19 protein-coding genes are annotated in these 16,351 nt (G+C 58.3%); 9 read left to right on the top strand and 10 right to left on the bottom strand.

Annotated features, from left to right (window positions below; translation table 11 throughout):
- Positions 1–52: 52 nt before the first annotated feature.
- Together MRBLRC7O_RS13220 and MRBLRC7O_RS13215 are read left to right on the top strand one after the other, a co-directional pair.
- A complete protein-coding gene (locus MRBLRC7O_RS13220; RefSeq protein ID WP_035213083.1) occupies positions 53–1,093 on the top strand; it encodes an AraC family transcriptional regulator in 1,041 nt (346 codons plus the stop codon).
- A 465-nt stretch (positions 1,094–1,558) separates the two neighbouring features.
- Positions 1,559–1,804 carry a helix-turn-helix domain-containing protein gene (locus MRBLRC7O_RS13215; protein ID WP_003507304.1) on the top strand — a complete coding sequence of 82 codons (246 nt, stop codon included), beginning with the start codon at positions 1,559–1,561 and terminating at the stop codon, positions 1,802–1,804.
- Between the two features lie 225 nt (positions 1,805–2,029).
- Here MRBLRC7O_RS13215 and MRBLRC7O_RS13210 read toward each other — a convergent pair whose 3' ends face one another.
- From MRBLRC7O_RS13210 to MRBLRC7O_RS13175, 8 genes are all read right to left on the bottom strand, one after another.
- Complete coding sequence (locus MRBLRC7O_RS13210) at positions 2,030–3,019, bottom strand: Ldh family oxidoreductase (protein ID WP_003507302.1); 990 nt, start codon at positions 3,017–3,019, stop codon at positions 2,030–2,032.
- Between the two features lie 133 nt (positions 3,020–3,152).
- The gene (locus MRBLRC7O_RS13205; RefSeq protein WP_003507301.1) at positions 3,153–4,079 is read right to left on the bottom strand and encodes a TonB family protein; all 927 of its coding nucleotides are present in this window, start codon (positions 4,077–4,079) and stop codon (positions 3,153–3,155) included.
- On the bottom strand, positions 4,076–4,561 hold the full coding sequence (gene exbD / locus MRBLRC7O_RS13200; protein WP_003507299.1) for a TonB system transport protein ExbD: 486 nt from the start codon (positions 4,559–4,561) through the stop codon (positions 4,076–4,078). Before exbD ends, MRBLRC7O_RS13205 begins: the two co-directional genes overlap by 4 nt.
- 6 nt (positions 4,562–4,567) lie before the next feature.
- Complete coding sequence (gene exbB / locus MRBLRC7O_RS13195) at positions 4,568–5,725, bottom strand: tonB-system energizer ExbB (RefSeq protein ID WP_003507298.1); 1,158 nt, start codon at positions 5,723–5,725, stop codon at positions 4,568–4,570.
- Between the two features lie 193 nt (positions 5,726–5,918).
- Entirely contained in the window at positions 5,919–6,656 is a 738-nt protein-coding gene (gene hutC / locus MRBLRC7O_RS13190) for a histidine utilization transcriptional repressor HutC (RefSeq protein ID WP_003507296.1), read from the bottom strand.
- A 34-nt stretch (positions 6,657–6,690) separates the two neighbouring features.
- Positions 6,691–7,476, bottom strand: a complete 786-nt coding sequence (locus MRBLRC7O_RS13185; protein ID WP_003507294.1) for an ABC transporter ATP-binding protein — start codon at positions 7,474–7,476, stop codon at positions 6,691–6,693.
- Positions 7,476–8,249 (bottom strand): ABC transporter permease, encoded by a 774-nt coding sequence (locus MRBLRC7O_RS13180; protein WP_003507293.1) that lies wholly within the window; start codon positions 8,247–8,249, stop codon positions 7,476–7,478. Before MRBLRC7O_RS13180 ends, MRBLRC7O_RS13185 begins: the two co-directional genes overlap by 1 nt.
- Positions 8,250–8,389: 140 nt before the next feature.
- On the bottom strand, positions 8,390–9,331 hold the full coding sequence (locus tag MRBLRC7O_RS13175; protein WP_060722744.1) for an ABC transporter substrate-binding protein: 942 nt from the start codon (positions 9,329–9,331) through the stop codon (positions 8,390–8,392).
- Between the two features lie 208 nt (positions 9,332–9,539).
- Here MRBLRC7O_RS13175 and MRBLRC7O_RS13170 point away from each other — a divergent pair, with 208 nt between their 5' ends.
- Positions 9,540–10,250 carry a YoaK family protein gene (locus MRBLRC7O_RS13170; RefSeq protein ID WP_080865708.1) on the top strand — a complete coding sequence of 237 codons (711 nt, stop codon included), beginning with the start codon at positions 9,540–9,542 and terminating at the stop codon, positions 10,248–10,250.
- Positions 10,251–10,262: 12 nt separating this feature from the next.
- Here the strand turns inward: MRBLRC7O_RS13170 and MRBLRC7O_RS13165 are convergent, their stop codons facing one another.
- Positions 10,263–10,781 (bottom strand): hypothetical protein, encoded by a 519-nt coding sequence (locus MRBLRC7O_RS13165; protein WP_060722742.1) that lies wholly within the window; start codon positions 10,779–10,781, stop codon positions 10,263–10,265.
- 78 nt (positions 10,782–10,859) lie between these two features.
- Between MRBLRC7O_RS13165 and MRBLRC7O_RS13160 the strand changes: the two genes are divergently transcribed.
- Positions 10,860–11,498 carry a trimeric intracellular cation channel family protein gene (locus MRBLRC7O_RS13160; protein WP_003507278.1) on the top strand — a complete coding sequence of 213 codons (639 nt, stop codon included), beginning with the start codon at positions 10,860–10,862 and terminating at the stop codon, positions 11,496–11,498.
- 76 nt (positions 11,499–11,574) lie between these two features.
- On the opposite strand, the gene irrA is transcribed toward MRBLRC7O_RS13160, so the two are convergent.
- Positions 11,575–11,994, bottom strand: a complete 420-nt coding sequence (gene irrA, locus MRBLRC7O_RS13155; RefSeq protein WP_003507276.1) for an iron response transcriptional regulator IrrA — start codon at positions 11,992–11,994, stop codon at positions 11,575–11,577.
- A 316-nt stretch (positions 11,995–12,310) separates the two neighbouring features.
- Between irrA and fabA the strand changes: the two genes are divergently transcribed.
- From fabA to MRBLRC7O_RS13130, 5 genes are all read left to right on the top strand, one after another.
- Positions 12,311–12,826, top strand: coding sequence for a 3-hydroxyacyl-[acyl-carrier-protein] dehydratase FabA (fabA, locus tag MRBLRC7O_RS13150; RefSeq protein ID WP_003507274.1), 516 nt, complete (start codon positions 12,311–12,313; stop codon positions 12,824–12,826).
- A 75-nt stretch (positions 12,827–12,901) separates the two neighbouring features.
- Entirely contained in the window at positions 12,902–14,125 is a 1,224-nt protein-coding gene (gene fabB / locus MRBLRC7O_RS13145) for a beta-ketoacyl-ACP synthase I (protein ID WP_060722740.1), read from the top strand.
- Positions 14,126–14,131: 6 nt separating this feature from the next.
- A complete protein-coding gene (gene fabI, locus MRBLRC7O_RS13140; RefSeq protein WP_003507271.1) occupies positions 14,132–14,938 on the top strand; it encodes an enoyl-ACP reductase FabI in 807 nt (268 codons plus the stop codon).
- A gap of 187 nt (positions 14,939–15,125) precedes the next feature.
- Positions 15,126–15,722, top strand: a complete 597-nt coding sequence (locus MRBLRC7O_RS13135) for a TadE/TadG family type IV pilus assembly protein (protein WP_003507270.1) — start codon at positions 15,126–15,128, stop codon at positions 15,720–15,722.
- Entirely contained in the window at positions 15,719–16,312 is a 594-nt protein-coding gene (locus tag MRBLRC7O_RS13130; protein ID WP_060727113.1) for a TadE/TadG family type IV pilus assembly protein, read from the top strand. Before MRBLRC7O_RS13135 ends, MRBLRC7O_RS13130 begins: the two co-directional genes overlap by 4 nt.
- Positions 16,313–16,351: the final 39 nt, after the last annotated feature.

Below are 16,351 nucleotides of genomic sequence, written 5' to 3'. Positions count from 1 at the left end.
CAGGGCTTACCATCAGGCGACAATTTCCAAACATGGTACGCCAAGGCGAGGGATGCCTGAAAAAAGGGTCAGTGACGAGATAAGTGTGGTGGCCGGTCTGGCTGCCGGCGTCAGCAATTATGCCCGGTCACGGGGCATCGATATCACTCCCATCTGCAAGGCTCTTGATATTGATCCCGCCACATTCAGCAGCCTGACGGAACGCATCAGCCTCGATAGATTTTCCCGTCTGCTCGAAACCTGCGCACTGATTTCCGGTGACGACGCCTTTGGCCTGCAATGCGCCTCCGCCTTTCCAGCGGGCGCATCCGGCGCGTTCGGATATGGCCTGATCAGCGCGCCGACGGTACGGGCCTTCCTGCGCTTTCTTCAGGACCATGTCTATTACGCCACCAACAACAGCAATTTCACCATGGTAACGGATGCCACGCAGGTAACCCTGTCATGGTCCTTCGCACCGGTGATTGCCAAACGCGATCAATATGTGGATTTGTCGCTCGCCGTCCTGGTACAGCGCCTCCGTGATATTCTCGGAGATCGTATCAACCAGATCGAGATCGGTCTGGAGCGGCCGAAACCGAATAATATTCAGCTATTTAAAGAAAAAATGACCCGGCGCGTCAGTTTTTCCCAGCCGATCCATACCATGCGTCTTCCGGTATCGCTTCTCGATGTGGTCAATCCGAATACGGATGAGCGGCTGTTCGAACTGATGAATCTGCAATGCCGCATGTTGCGACCGGAGACATCGGCGGATGCGACCCATTTCATCGACCAGGTGAAGCGGTATATGCAGATGCGGCTCTCGGATGCCGAGCTTTCGCTCAGCGAGATCGCTCCCTATTTCAACCTGTCGGAACGGAGTTTTCAACGGCGGCTCGCTGAGCTCGGCACCAATCTCAACGAGATAAAGGATGCCATTCGCAAAAACGCCGGTTTTAAACTCCTCGTGGAAAGCGATCTTCCGGTATCCGACATCAGTTACAGGCTTGGCTATTCGACGCCAGGTGCGTTTTCGCGTTCCGTTTCCCGCTGGTTCGGGGCAACACCGACGGACATTCGCAAGAAACACGCGCATCATTCCACCGGATGATACATGTTTACGGTATCAATATTTCGGAATGACGCATTCAATTTGAGAAATATGTCGCCTCTCATCGCAATATGTGCCGAAACATAACAATAAAACGAAAAACTTGGCGCGAGATGTTATTCTATCGGCGTAGTACATCGCCTATGAGAACGCCGCATATCCCTAGGGTGTGACAAAAAACATTCCAGAGCTTGGAAGCTGCCTTCGCGCCGGACCGATTATGGTCTCCGGCGATATCGGTTGTCGCAGTTCCTCCCAATGCCCCGGAATAGAGCGTCCACGCCGGGATCAGCTGGCTGCGAAAGCGACCTTTTACTGCATAATTCCCGATGCCAGATGAAACCTATTGGCGAAATTAACGTTTCTGTTCGCGTCTAGACAGAGCGGTTAGCGAGCTGGTTTCGGGGAATGAACCATTGCCTGATCGTGCCCCGGGAAGGTCAATCTCTTTTGAGGCTGAAAGAAATGTCTTCAAATACGCCGCATGAACATCGCCAGACACGCGAAATCATCCTTTCGGAGCGTGAGCGGCAATATCTCGGGCTGGTGGCGAGAGGCAAGCATCCCTCCCACGTCGCCTTGATTACAGGTGCGGACGAAGCAGACGTGAAGGATACTCTTGAACGCGTGCGCCAAAGGCTGGGCGCGGCCAATCTGCTGAATGCCGTCAGCATCGCACTGCTGCGCGGCCTGATCGAACAGGAAGCGTAGTCACCACCTGCTCAAGTCCAAGCTTACGCGAACGTCCCCTCCCGTAAGCTGAAAACCGAATGAGCGGCTTTCTGCGTCAAAATCCTTCCATATCAATGGCGGGATGGCGGACCAAAGGTGGGCTGGACATGATGTCCCGCCCTATCGACGCAGATGCAAAGCAGCCATTTACGGTTTGCCCGGCGGGTCCTATTCGACCCGCCGGGTTTTATTATTGTGGGGACTTTAGAGCGATTGAATTTCGGCCAGAATATCGCTTTCGATCACGATGCCACTTTCCAGCGCCTGTTTGCGAATACCCTGACTGCGACGACCGGGCAGACGCACACTTTCCTGTTTTTCGATCTCGCCGGCGATAAGCGCCAGCCGCTCGGTAAAGGCCGCGCCGCCCGACGATACCGGGTCAATGGCGATGATCGTGTGGCCGAGGGAGGGCGGAGCGCCCTTGTCGTCCAGAAGCGAAGAAGCCTGGAATGCGAAATTCCCGCCGGTAATCGCAGCGGCCATGATCTCTACCATCAACGCCAGCGCAGCACCCTTGGCCTCACCTGCGGGCACCATAGTACCCTCTATGGCCTCTTCGGGATCGGTCGTCGGCCGGCCGTTTCTGTCGAGCGCCCAGTCGCCGGGGATCGTTTCACCCTTCTGGCGGGCGGCCATGATCTTCCCGCGCGCGACCTTTGAGAGCGCGAGATCGATGACCAGCGGATCGGCGCCGCCGACGGGGGTGGCGAAGGCGATTGGATTGGTTCCATAAAGCGGTTTACTGCCGCCCCAGGGCGCCATGGATGCGGGCGCGTTGGCGAACATGAGCGCTACAAGACCCATTTCGGCGAGCCGCTCGACGGTCAGCGCCATAACACCGGCATGATGGGAGCGGTGGATCGCGGCGAGCGCGATGCCCTGCTGCCGGGCCATTTCAGGCAACTCCCCAAGGGCGCAATCGATCGCCGGATAGGCATAACCGTGATTGGCGTCGATGGAGAGCACACCCGGCTTCACGCGCGTCGCCACCGGACGCGCCTTGCCATCAACCTTTCCAACCCGCGCCTGGCGGACATAGACGGGGATGCGACGAAAACCGTGTCCGCTCTGGCCAGCCGCCTCGGAGGCGACAAGTGCCTTCGCCACCGAACGGGCGTTTTGCGGCAGAACGCCGTTGCGCTCAAAGATAGAGGATACGAGATCCTCCGCCTCTGCGATTGAGAATTTCATTCCGGAATGCCTCTGCTTGTGAAGTCGACAAGACCTACACCATCAAAAACATTCGCGAAATGTTATTCACGCCCAAACCGGGCCGCGCGCGAGGAATAGTGAACATACCCAAGGGGTGACTTAAGCGGGCGGCCTAGCGGATGCTGATCGGCAATGTGATCGTTTTGTTTGCGTCCGGAGGCGGAGCAGGCACGGGTGAGGCGCTCTGAATCCATGCCGTAATCTGCTGGTCGATCGAGGAATCGCCTGTGGACTGCACAACGCTGACCCCGCTGATGGCGCCAGCATCATTAACCCTGAAGCGAACCGTCGCAGTCATAGCATCACTGCGCAGCGACCGGGGCTTGCGCCGTTGAATATGCGAACGGACCTTCGATCCCCATTTCGCCGGCGAGGCGGACGAGGACGAGAAAAAGCCGGCATTGCTGCGCGATGCCGCCGTCCGGTCGGACTGCTGGGCTTCTGCTTTCGCCGTTTCACGCAGTTCCGATGCCTGTTGCGGTTTGGGACGCTGGCGCTCGACCTTCTTTTTCTCTTCCGGCTCTTTCTTTTCCACCTTCTTTTCGACAGGTGGCGGCGGAGGCCGTATGACGGGCAAGGGAACCTCGACATTTTCGAGTTCCGCCATCATCTGCTCCTGGACGGGATCGATCGGCTCCACCGGCTCGGGAATTTCCTGCGGTTCGACGATCTCCTCGACCGGCGGTTCAGGTGGCTGCACGGGCTCTGGCGGCGGCGTTTCCGCCACCGGCTCCGGTGGCGGCGGCTCTTCGGGGGCTGCTTCCTCCACCGGTTCGCTGCTGTCGCTCTTTACCTCTTCGGCGTCTTCGACATCCTGCGCCTGCGTCGTTTCTTCGGTGTTGACGGCTTCCGGTATCGCCGCCATTTCGATCATGATCGCGGCAGGCGGCGGCCCGCCGGCATCCAGCTCCTCGGGCTCCTGCATCAGATAATAAGCAAACCCCGCATGAACGCTCAGCATGAGCACCGCCGCGGCAGACCACAGCGTCACTTCCCCGAGACGGGAATGCCGAGCCTGCGGATAGCCGTTTTCACTCATGGCGCGGTTCCCTGCCCCGCCGGCGCTGCTGGTTGGCCAGCGGCAGCGGGCTGCGATGCGGCAGCCGCGTTTTCCAGCCCTACAAGGGCGATCTTCAGATAGCCGGCATCTCTCAGCAGGTTCATGATTTCCATGAAGTGACCATAATCAACCGCTTTATCGGCGCGCAGGAAGATGCGCGTATCCTTCTTGCCACCCGTCTGCCGGTCGATCGCTGCCGCCAATGCTTCGCGGGCAACCGCATCATTGCCGAGATTGAGCGACAGATCGTCCTTGACAGTCAGATAAAGCGGCTCTTCCGGGCGCTCCGCCGGTTTGGCGGTGGATGCCGGCAGATCGACATTCACATCAACGGTGGCGAGCGGTGCGGCCACCATGAAGATGATGAGCAGAACAAGCATCACGTCGATGAAGGGCGTGACGTTGATCTCGTGGTTTTCGGAGAGATCGTCTCCGCTATTTTCGCGAATGCCGCCAGCCATGACCAATCACCGTCCAACCAGCGACACGGCGGGCTTGCTCGCACTGCCCGGCGGAATGCGGCGGAAATCGAGGTCGCGGCTGACGAGGCGTTCCACGCCGGCTGCCGCATCCGCCAGCAGATGCCGGTATCCGGTAATGGAACGGGCGAAGACGTTGTAGATCACCACGGCCGGAATAGCGGCGACGAGGCCGATGGCGGTGGCCAAAAGCGCCTCGGCAATACCAGGCGCGACGACGGCGAGATTGGTGGTCTGCGATTCCGAAATACTGATGAAGGAGTTCATGATGCCCCAGACGGTGCCGAACAGGCCGACAAAGGGAGCGGTGGAACCGATGGTCGCCAGAACACCCGTTCCGCGCGACATGCGGCGACCGGCATGGGTTTCGATACGCGACAGCGCCGAGGACACACGCTCCTTGATGCCGCCGCCGTCGGTATGTTCGACCACCGCATCGGAAAGCTGCATTTCGTGGGTTGCCATGCGCAGCATCAAGGCTGCCGGACCGCCCCTCTTTTCAACTGCCTCGGTGGCCTCGTTCAAGGTTTTTGCCCTGCGAATGACCTTGAGCGTCGCGCCAGCGCGCACCCGCGCACCCGCAAGCTCAACTGATTTTGCTACCCAGACCGTCCAGGTGACCAGTGATGCGAAGGCAAGACCGATCATCACGCCCTTCACGACCCAGTCCGCCGCCATGAACATGCCCCAGGGAGACAGGTTGTGCGGGATATCCGCACGATGTTCGGCGCTTGCGGGCACAGCGCTGACAGGCTCTATCGGGGTCGCGGCTTCATTCGGCGCGGCCGTCTGGTTCGTCTGCACGGGCTGCGTCGGCTGCGGCGCGGTATCTGTCGCGGGCTGTGTGGGTGCAGGCTGGGCCTGTGCGGGTTCAGTTGACGAGGGCTGCGACGGTGCGCTAGCGGCCGGCTGTTCCGGCGCTGTCGCGGAAGGCTGAACGGGCGCGGTGGCCGGAGCACTCGGTGTTGCAGGCTGAACCGCTTGCGTTTGCGGTGCCGGCTGTATCTGGGTTTCCGATGCCGTCTGAGCGAAAACCGCGCCGGCGCTTAAGCCGGCCAGCAAGGTGACAGCCATGGCAAGGGAGAGATGCCGTGTTGTATTTGCCCTGTTGAAAGATGCGGAGGAAGTTGAGGTCTCAGCTGACATAATTTTTATCCCGGATTTCCGTCGATGAACTCATCCGCAGATTGACCGGTTCCTTAAAACCGGGGTCATGAACGGATGCCGTCGTGAAAGCTTGACGTTCCGATAATAAACCTGAGTTCTTTTGACAACTATTATATTGTCAAAAGACGACCCGTAAACTCTTCTTTACAAAAAATTGACCGATCGACGGTCTTCAGCTGTTCTGTGAGGGTGAAAACTGCGCAATGAGCGCATGTCGATCGCCGGGATAGGTGACCCGGACGCGGGTAATATGATCCGCCCCATGCCAGGTCCGCCGATCAATGACCAGACAGGCCGCACCGGAAGCGATACCCAGCGCCATCGCATTTTTACGGTCGGCGGAAACGGCGCTGATCCGATGTTCGGCAGCGCTCCAGGGCACCATCTTCAGCAGCCACGTTCCTGGCCCAACCTGCGAAAAATCCGCAAATTCGGCGTCAGGAACGGCGGTGGCATTGATGATGCGTTCTTCAAGGCAAAAGGGAACGCCGCCGGCAAAATGCGTGCAGGTGAGTTCCAGAACCGGGGCATCGGCCGCAAGGGCCATGGCTGCGCCGTCTTTTTCCCCTGCAGGGCGCAGATGTCGCTTGTCGAGACGATAACCGTAAACGAGACCGAGCGCCTGCACCTCCCGTTCAATGTCATGGATCTCCAGCACGGCCGATTGCGCATGGGGCTGGCGAACGAAAGTGCCGAGACGCCGGCGTCTTTCAATCAGGCCCCGCTGCACCAGTTCGCCGAGAGCCTTGTTCACCGTCATGCGCGAACAGGCATATTGCCGGGTCATCTCGTGTTCGAAGGGAATACGATAACCCGGCGGCCATTCGCCCGACATGATGTGGCGCTCGACATCATTGCGGATGCGCTCGTGTAGCGATTTCTCCTGAAGATCGGCGTCTGTGCTCCTCATCCCGATGCTTCCATCCTCCCCTTTGCCGGATCGACTATCCATGGGCAGCGGCGGCAATCGCCTCGCTGCGTATTTCCTCCGTAAGCTTGGCGCGCAGCTGCGAAAATTCCGGGCTGGCCTTGACGGTGTAGTGGCGCGGATGCGGCAGGTCGACCGGTGTGATCGACTTGATACGGCCCGGCCTTGCGGACATGGTCACCACACGCGACGCCATGAAGACCGCCTCCTCGATATCATGGGTGACGAAAATGACCGTCTTCTGCTCCCGCTCCCAGATACCGAGCAGCAATTCCTGCATCAGCCCGCGCGTCTGGTTGTCGAGAGCGCCGAAAGGCTCATCGAGCAGCAGGATTTTCGGGCCGTTCGCCAGAGCGCGGGCAATGGCTGTCCTCTGCTGCATGCCGCCGGACAATTGTTTCGGCCAATGGTTTTCGAAGCCGCGCAGGCCGACTTTGTCGATATAGCTATCGACAATCTCCCATTTTTCCTTCTCGGCCGCGCCGCGTTCGCGCAGGCCGAAGGCGACGTTTTCGCGGATCGTCAGCCAGGGAAACAGCGTATAGGACTGGAACACCATGCCGCGATCCGCCCCCGGGCCCGTCACCGCCTTGCCGGAGAGAAGGACCTCACCCGTCGTCGGGCGGTCGAGACCGGCGATGATGCGCAGCAGGGTTGATTTCCCGCATCCCGACGGGCCGAGGATGGTGACGAAATCATTGCGGGGGATTTCCAGATTCGTCGGCTGCAAGGCCAGCGTCGGCTGCCCGCCCTGAACACCGGGAAAGGTGCGGCTGACGCCCTTGATAACGAGTTCGCTCATCAGGCAAGCCTCCAGGCGAAAAGCTTCCGGTTCAGCGATTTGAATGCAAAATCCGAAATAAGGCCGATAATGCCGATGACGATGATGCCGAAGATGATCTGGCCGGTCGCCATCAGCGCCTGGCTGTTGATGATCATATAGCCAATCCCCGAGGAAGCGCCGATCAGTTCCGCCACGATGACATAGGTCCAGGCCCAGCCAAGGACAAGGCGGAGGATTTCGGCAATATCGGGCGCATTGGCGGGAATGAGGACACGGCGCACCACGCCCCGGTCCTTCGCGCCCAGCGTATAGGCTGCCTCCACCAGATCCCGGCGCGTGCCGGCAACCGCTACGGCCACCATCAGGATGATCTGGAACACCGCACCTATGAAGATAACCAGCAGCTTCTGCATCTCGCCGATGCCGGCCCAGAGAATGAGCAGCGGCACGAAGGCGGAAGCCGGCAGATAGCGCGCGAAGGAGACGAAGGGTTCAAGCAGCGCCTCGATGGGCTTATAAGCTCCCATGGCGATGCCAACCGGCACAGCAATGAGCGACGCCAGCACGAAACCACCCACCACGCGCCAGATCGTCATGCCGATATCGCTGGCAAACCCCTGATCGGTCAGAAGATAGATGCCGTCCTTCAGCATGGTAATGGGGTCGGCCAGAAAGGTTGGCGACACGAAGCCGCCCAGCGTGGCAAAGCCCCAGGCGGAAAAAAACAGCACGAAAAACAGGATGCCGAGGATAATCCTCGTACTGTTCGTTATGGGTTGAAGAGGTTGCATCTGTCGCCTGTCTAAAAAACCGGCGCGGCATTTTCGCCGCGCCATCAGAGCGCCGTGCGCCTGTCGTGGTGCACAAATCGACGCTCTCACTTATTTTTGGCCGCAATATTCCCCGCAGGGAATGCGGCCGCCTTTTTCTGTCACTTGATGAAGGAGGTATCCGCGAGTGTCGAAAGATCGGGTTTCGACTTTATCACGCCGATTTCCAGCAGCAGATCGGCCGATTTTTCAGAGAAGGTCTTGAATTCACCCTCGAAAAACTTCTGGTTGGCGGCCTTGTCCTGCCATTCGAGGAACTTTGCCGAAGCGGCAAAAGCCTCGCCCGCCTGCTTCACATCCGCTCCCATCGTCTCATAGGACTTTTCGGGGTCGGACTTGATGAGGTCGAGAGCCTGGAAATAGCTGTCCGCCAGGGCTTTCGCCGCCTGCGGATTGGCCTTCAGGAAATCCGGCGTGCAGCCGAACGTATCCATGACGGCGGGGTAATCCAGCGTCGTCGCAAGGATTTTGCCCTTGTCGGGCGCGGCGCGCACTGTGGAGAGATAGGGCTCATAGGTCATGGCTGCATCGTTCTGACCGGCGACAAATGCCTGCGCGGCCGGTCCCGGCTCAAGGTTGACGACTTTAACGTCTTTGAGCGTCAGACCATTCTCCTTGAGAATCCAGGCAAGGAAGAAATAAGGGGACGTGCCCGGCGCAGACGCTGCAACCGTCTTGCCCTTGAGATCCGTGATCTTCGAGACATCGCTGCGCACCGCAATGCCATCGGCGCCGTGCGATTTGTCCATCTGGAAAATCTGCGTGGATTTCACACCATTGGCATTCCACGCGATCCATGTCTCCACCGTGGTGGCGGCACACTGGATATCACCAGAAGCAAGGGCCAGATGCCGGCTGGCCTGCGGTATCTTCTTGATATCGACCTTCAGGCCATTCTTTTCGAAAATGCCGGCCTGCTTGGCAAGCGTCAGCGGCGCAAAACCAGTCCAGCCGGACATGCCGATCGTTACCGACGTCTCGGCATAGGCTGAAGCGGATGAGACGAGCGCTGCAATGGTGGCGAGAACCCACGTTTTTCTCATGATCTGAACCCCTTTTGATTTATTTTTGTGCGATGTTGTTTTTCGCTTTATTTGAGGCATGGTAGGCAGGGATTTTATATTTGTCTAGACAAAATAGAAGCTTCCGAGCGCCTCCAGAACGATTGCAAACGCACCGCCCGGCATTCTAGACATAGGATAACACGGCCCTCTGCACGGGCATGCTGTTTTTCCATATCGAGCTCTTACCATGACCAGACAAAGACGTCGCAGTATCATCAGAGCAAGGCGGACCGGAACTGGAATTGCGCTGGTTGCCGCCATTTCCTTCATCGCCGGCATGACGGATGCCGTGGGCTTGCATATTTCAGGCGACTTCGTGTCCTTCATGACCGGCAACACCACGCGCGCCGCCGTTTCGGTGGAGGCCGGCCTCTATTCCCATGCCGCAAAACTGCTTTTCGCGATCATCGCCTTCGTGGCGGGCAATGCCGGCGGCATCGTGGTGGCGCATAAGTTCGACCGGCGCATCTTTGCCGTCCTGATGGCGGTGGGATCGCTGGTGGTCATTGCCGCGCTGCTCGGCGACGAGGCCTCCGCTCTCGCGCAATTTTATTGCGTCGTTTTCGCCATGGGCATGGTCAACGCCGCCGTCGAACATATAGAGGGGCTGCCGATCGGGCTTACCTATGTGACAGGCGCTCTTTCCCGCTTCGGCCGCGGCATTGGCCGTTTTCTTCTGGGCGAACGAAGCCTCGACTGGGGTATTCAGATCGTGCCCTGGCTCGGGATGATCAGCGGCGCGATCTGCGGCGCCATTCTGGGCGCCACGCTGCAGTCCAATGCCCTGTGGGTGGTTGCGGCCACGGTTTTCGCCGCCGCCATCGCCACCCTCATCATTCCGCGCTCGCTTCGGCAGCGCTACAATCAAAGGGTCAAAATCCGGCGGATTACGCCGTGAAGATCGTCGCCGTCACTTTCGCGAGATGGTGACGAATTTCGTGCCGCGCACCCGCACCGTCATCAGGCAGGGTTCCTTGTCGGTGCGCTCGCAATAACGCGGGTGCATCTTCAGCACGAAAACCATGTTGCCGAAACGCTTGATGAAATCATAACCGTAAATCCGGGCCGTCGCGATCATCAGATAACCGCCCTCTTTCACCTGGACGTAAAAATTATAGGGGCATCCCTCTTCGTCGCAGGCACGGCCTTTTTCGCCATCGCAATCGAGAACGCCATGATTGACGACGGCATCCATCAGCCCGTCATTGTTGATATCCAGCCGCGTGACGAAATCGTCGCCGAAGGCCGCCACCTTGCACTCGTTGCGGAAATGGTCCTTTTCATAAATCTCGGGGTCACTTACCAGCTGCTGCTGCGCCGAGAGTGTCACCGGAAACATCAAGAGAACCAGCGCCTGAAGAGCGGCAACGAGAGCGATTCGCACGGCATTTTCCTTTGCATCCGTTTCGGTTATGGATGTTGCGATCATCCGGGCGGCCAGCCTAGAGTTTAGTGCTTGCGCGACACTGACGTGTTCGCAGCCCGTGTTTCCGGGGGGAACCTTTTCATGACGCTTCTAGGTTTTCTCGATTATGCCGGGGTCGCCGTCTTTGCCGCAACCGGCGCGCTCGCCGCCTCGCGCAAGCAGCTCGACCTGATCGGCTTCCTGTTTTTCGCAGCCGCGACCGGCATTGGCGGCGGCACGGTGCGTGATCTCGTGCTGGGCAGGACGCCGGTGTTCTGGGTGATAAACCCCACCTATATTCTCGTCTGCGTCTCGGTCGCGGTGCTGCTGTTCTTCACCGCGCATCTCTTCGAATCCCGTTACCGGGTGCTGATCTGGCTCGATGCGCTCGGCCTTTCCGCCTATTGCGTCATGGGAGCAGCCAAGGGTCTTGCCGCCAGCGGCTCCGCAACAGTCGCCATCGTCACCGGCGTTTTGACGGCGACATTCGGTGGTGTACTGCGCGATATTCTCGCCGGGGAACCTTCCGTGCTCCTGCGGCCGGAAATCTATATCACCTGCGCGCTTTTGGGCTCCTCCACCTTCATTGTCGTCTATTTTTTCGGCGCGCCGCTTTATGCCGCATCAGCGGCGGGTTTCCTGACGGCATTTGGCATCCGGTCCGGCGCGCTGATCTTCGGCTGGACTTTCCCGCCCTACAAGGCCAAGCCAGGCAGGCGGCCAGAAGATGTCATGAAGTGACATATAAAAACGACCGATGAAAACAGAAATGGCGCCCATGGGCGCCATTTTCACATCCGTTATCGGACAAAGAGCTTCAGCCACGCTTGCGGCGAAGGCGGATGACCACGTCCACATGGGCGATTTCCATGCCTTCGGGCGCTTCCGGCAGATTGTCGATCTGGAGGTTATTGACGGGAATATCGAGAACCTCGTTCTCGCCCTCCACGAAGAAGTGGTGGTGATCCGAAACGTTGGTGTCGAAATAGGTGCGGGCGCCTTCCACAGCGAGAACGCGGATAAGACCGGCCTCGGTGAACTGGTGCAGCGTATTGTAGACCGTGGCGAGAGAAACGGGCACGCCGGCTGTGACCGCCTCGTCATGCAGTTCCTCGACCGTCAGGTGGCGATCGCCCTTTGCGAAGAGAAGATCGCCCAAAGCCACACGCTGTCGCGTGGGGCGCAGCCCCGAGCGCCGCAGCCTCGTTCCGATATCCAATGTGGCGTCAAATGCCATGCAATCCCATTCCGAGCACAGGAGTAAAACTCATCAATTGCATTAGCATATATCTTTTGCAGCGAGCGCTTTCAATAGTTTCAGCGCCGTCAGGCGCGGCAAATGGCGGCAAACCGGCCATTCTTGCAAATTTCCTCTGGTTCCAGCCGGATGGTTCCTGTATGCGGACGGCATATTGAGGTAATGACTTCTGCAAAGAAGGTTCGAAGACAAAGAATGACGCCCGAGCGGCCTCTGCCCTTGCAGCGCTTCATTTTGAACCTAACTTGCTCTAGTGAAGTCGATCAACACCAGTAACTGGGGAAGTGAAAGCGGTATGGCAACGAGGCAATCAAGTTACAATTATGAGGAGATCCTGTCCTGCGGTCGCGGCGAATTGTTCGGCCCGGGAAATGCACAGCTCCCATTGCCCCCCATGCTCATGGTCCATCGCATTACCGAAATTTCCGAAACCGGCGGCGCCTTCGACAAGGGTTTCATCCGTGCCGAATATGATGTCAGCCCCGACGACTGGTATTTCCCCTGCCACTTCCAGGGCAACCCGATCATGCCGGGGTGCCTCGGCCTTGACGGCATGTGGCAGCTGACGGGTTTCTTCCTTGGCTGGCTGGGCGAAGAAGGCCGCGGCATGGCGCTTTCCACCGGCGAAGTGAAATTCAAGGGCATGGTTCGCCCTCACACGAAGCTCCTTCAATATGGTATTGATTTCAAGCGCGTGATGCGCGGTCGTCTGGTGCTCGGCACCGCCGACGGCTGGCTGAAGGCGGACGGCGAAACCATTTATCAGGCGACGGACCTGCGCGTAGGCCTGTCGAAGGAAAAGGCTGCCTGAGGCAGACGGAATAGTCCTGACAAACGCCGGGCGGCTTCGGTCGTCCAGCCGAAATCTTAAGAAAAGGTCCCTTTCATGAGACGAGTTGTTGTCACCGGCCTCGGTATTGTTTCTTCCATCGGCGGTGATGCCGCTGAAGTCACCGCATCCCTGCGCAATGCCAAATCCGGCATTTCATTTTCGCCGGATTTTGCCGAACACGGTTTCAAATGCCAGGTCTGGGGCAAGCCCTCTCTCGACCCGACCGATCTGGTCGACCGCCGCGCCATGCGCTTCCTGTCGCAGGGCGGCGCGTGGAACCATGTGGCCATGAAGCAGGCGATCGCCGATTCCGGTCTCGAAGAGAGCGATATCAGCGGTAATGAGCGTACCGGCATCATCATGGGTTCGGGCGGTCCTTCCACCCGTACCATCGTCGAAGCCGCCGATATCACGCTGAAGAACAACAGCCCGAAGCGCATCGGCCCCTTCGCCGTGCCGAAGGCCATGTCCTCCACCGCTTCGGCCACGCTCGCCACCTGGTTCAAGATCCACGGCGTCAACTATTCCATCTCGTCGGCCTGCTCCACCTCGGCGCATTGTATCGGCAACGCGGCTGAAATGATCCAGTGGGGCAAACAGGACGTGATGTTCGCAGGCGGCCATGAGGATCTCGACTGGTCCATGTCCAACCTTTTCGACGCCATGGGTGCCATGTCGTCCAAATATAACGATACGCCGGACGTTGCCTCGCGCGCCTATGACGTCAATCGCGACGGTTTCGTGATTGCCGGCGGTGCTGGCGTGCTGGTTCTCGAAGAGCTGGAACATGCAAAGGCGCGCGGCGCCAAGATTTATGCCGAAATCGTCGGTTACGGCGCGACCTCCGACGGTTACGACATGGTGGCTCCCTCAGGCGAAGGCGCGATCCGCTGCATGCGGCAGGCGCTTTCCACCGTCAAGGGCGATATCGACTACATCAATACCCACGGCACCTCGACGCCGGTTGGCGACAGCAAGGAAATCGGCGCGATCCGGGAAGTCTTCGGCGACAGGATCCCGCATATCCAGTCGACCAAGTCGCTCACCGGCCATTCGCTGGGTGCCGCCGGCGTTCAGGAATCGATCTACGGCCTGTTGATGATGCAGGAACGCTTCATCGGCGAAAGCGCGCATATTTCCGAGCTCGATCCGGAATTTGCAGGCGTCCCGATCGTTCGCAGCCGCATCGACAACGCCAAGATCGACACCATCCTTTCCAATTCCTTCGGCTTCGGCGGCACCAACGCCACGCTCGTCTTCCAGCGTCATAACGGATAATTGCCAATGAACGGCATCATGCAGGGTAAACGCGGCCTCATCATGGGCGTCGCAAACAATCACTCCATCGCCTGGGGTATCTCCAAGGCGCTTGCGGCACAGGGCGCGGAACTCGCCTTCACCTATCAGGGAGAGGCGCTCGGCAAGCGTGTGAAGCCGCTCGCCGCCGAACTCGGTTCCGATTTCATCGTGCCGTGCGATGTCGAGGATGTTGCCTCGGTCGACGCGCTTTTTGCGGCGATCCGCGAAAAATGGGGTGTACTGGATTTCGTCGTGCACGCCATCGGCTTTTCCGACAAGAACGAGCTGAAGGGTCTCTATGCGGATACGACGCGGGAGAATTTCAGCCGCACCATGGTCATTTCCTGTTTCTCCTTCACGGAAATCGCCAAGCGCGCCGCCGAACTGATGACAAACGGCGGCTCCATGCTGACGCTGACCTATAATGGTTCACAGCGCGTCATTCCGAACTACAATGTCATGGGCGTCGCCAAGGCGGCCCTTGAGGCATCGGTTCGCTATCTCGCCGCCGATTACGGCCCGCGCGATATTCGCGTCAACGCCATCTCGGCCGGTCCGGTCCGCACGCTGGCGGGCGCCGGCATCTCGGATGCGCGGGCGATCTACGCATGGAACCAGAAAAACGCGCCGCTTCGGCGGACGGCGGATATCGATGATATCGGCGGATCGGCACTTTACCTGCTGTCCAGTCTGTCGCGTGGTGTTACCGGCGAGTGCCACTATGTGGACTGCGGTTATAACATCACCTCCACGCCGACGCTGGAGGTTCTCTCCAGAGCGGATGCGGAATAATCGCCCATTTCAATTTCGACAAAAGCCCGGCCGTGCGCCGGGCTTTTATATTGCGGGTCGTATCAATTTCGGAATTCACTAAAGTATAATTCATCGGAGTAACTGAATTTAAACATCGGGTGGTTATGGTCCGCAACAAATTCAACGGTTGCGCTTGCCGCATATTCTTAGAGATAGACACCACCTCATGCGACTGGCCAGACTGAAGCCATTGCTGGAAAAATTCGGAGTCTCGCGCGACGGGACCGCAGCCATCGAATTTGCGATCCTCGCCATTCCCTATTTCCTTGTTGTTTTTGCGATCATCGAAACCTTCATCGCCATGATGGCAGAACAGGTGGTCGTCAATGCCACTGAAAACATGGCCCGGCGTCTGAGGACCGGGCAGATAAGCAGTTCGATTTCGAAAGAGGATTTTCGCAAGAGTTTCTGTAATGAAGTTTCAGTGATGATTACCTGCTCGGCGGATGAGATCAAAAAGGAACAGAAACTCTATATCGATCTTCGCTCCTTCACCGCCTTCAAGGATATTCCGACCAAGATACCGCTCAAAGCCTTTGGCGAATATTACGATCTTGATACGGCCCAATTCGGCTTCAAGCCGGGTGGACCGGAAACCATCAACATGTTGCGCGTCTATTATCGCTGGCGTGTGATCGCCGATATCATCCGGCCGTATCTGACCAAGATCCGACCGGCCGACGGGTCGATGCCCTCGCATTTCCTCATTGTCGCGACCGGTGCTTTCATGAACGAGAAATACATCACAAGCGGGGGCTCATGATGGCAGGGATGGTGTCCGTCGCGACGAAGTGCAAACGACGCCTGATGGCGCTCGCCTCAAGCTTTGCAAAAGACAAGCGCGGCGTGGGCGCGGTGGAGTTTGCGATCCTCTTCCCTATATTGCTCGCGCTTTATGTGACCTCTTTCGAGTTGACGATCGGCTATAATACCTACAAACGCGCAAGCAGCGCCGCCGCCACTATCAACGACCTGATATCGAAGACGGGTTCCGTCGACAAAACGTATCTTGCGGGCATGCAAGATGTCGCATCCGCGGTCTTTGCGCCCTACAGCACAAAGGGTCTGCAACTGAAGATCAGCGGCATCAAGATCGACGCGCAGAAGCAGGCCAAAATTGTCTGGTCCTGGAATGAGAAAAACCAGAGACCCTACGCGGTAGGATCAGCGGTCGCGGTTCCGACACGGCTGCTCGCGGAAAACAGCTTCCTCATCCATGTCGAGCTTTCCATCCCGCATGAATTGCTGATGTTCATGACAGATATTTCCTCATCCGGGGTAAAGTCGATCACCATCGGCCGTGATTATTTTTTCAAGCAGCGCGATACGGAGACCGCCTGCACCAATTGCTGACGCAGTTGGGCGCAGACGGTAATCTTTCATCCAGGGAAA

It is taken from the genome of Agrobacterium radiobacter (assembly GCF_040801995.1).
Classification (GTDB): Bacteria; Pseudomonadota; Alphaproteobacteria; order Rhizobiales; family Rhizobiaceae; genus Agrobacterium; species Agrobacterium radiobacter.
This window is presented reverse-complemented; position numbering and strand designations above follow the sequence as displayed.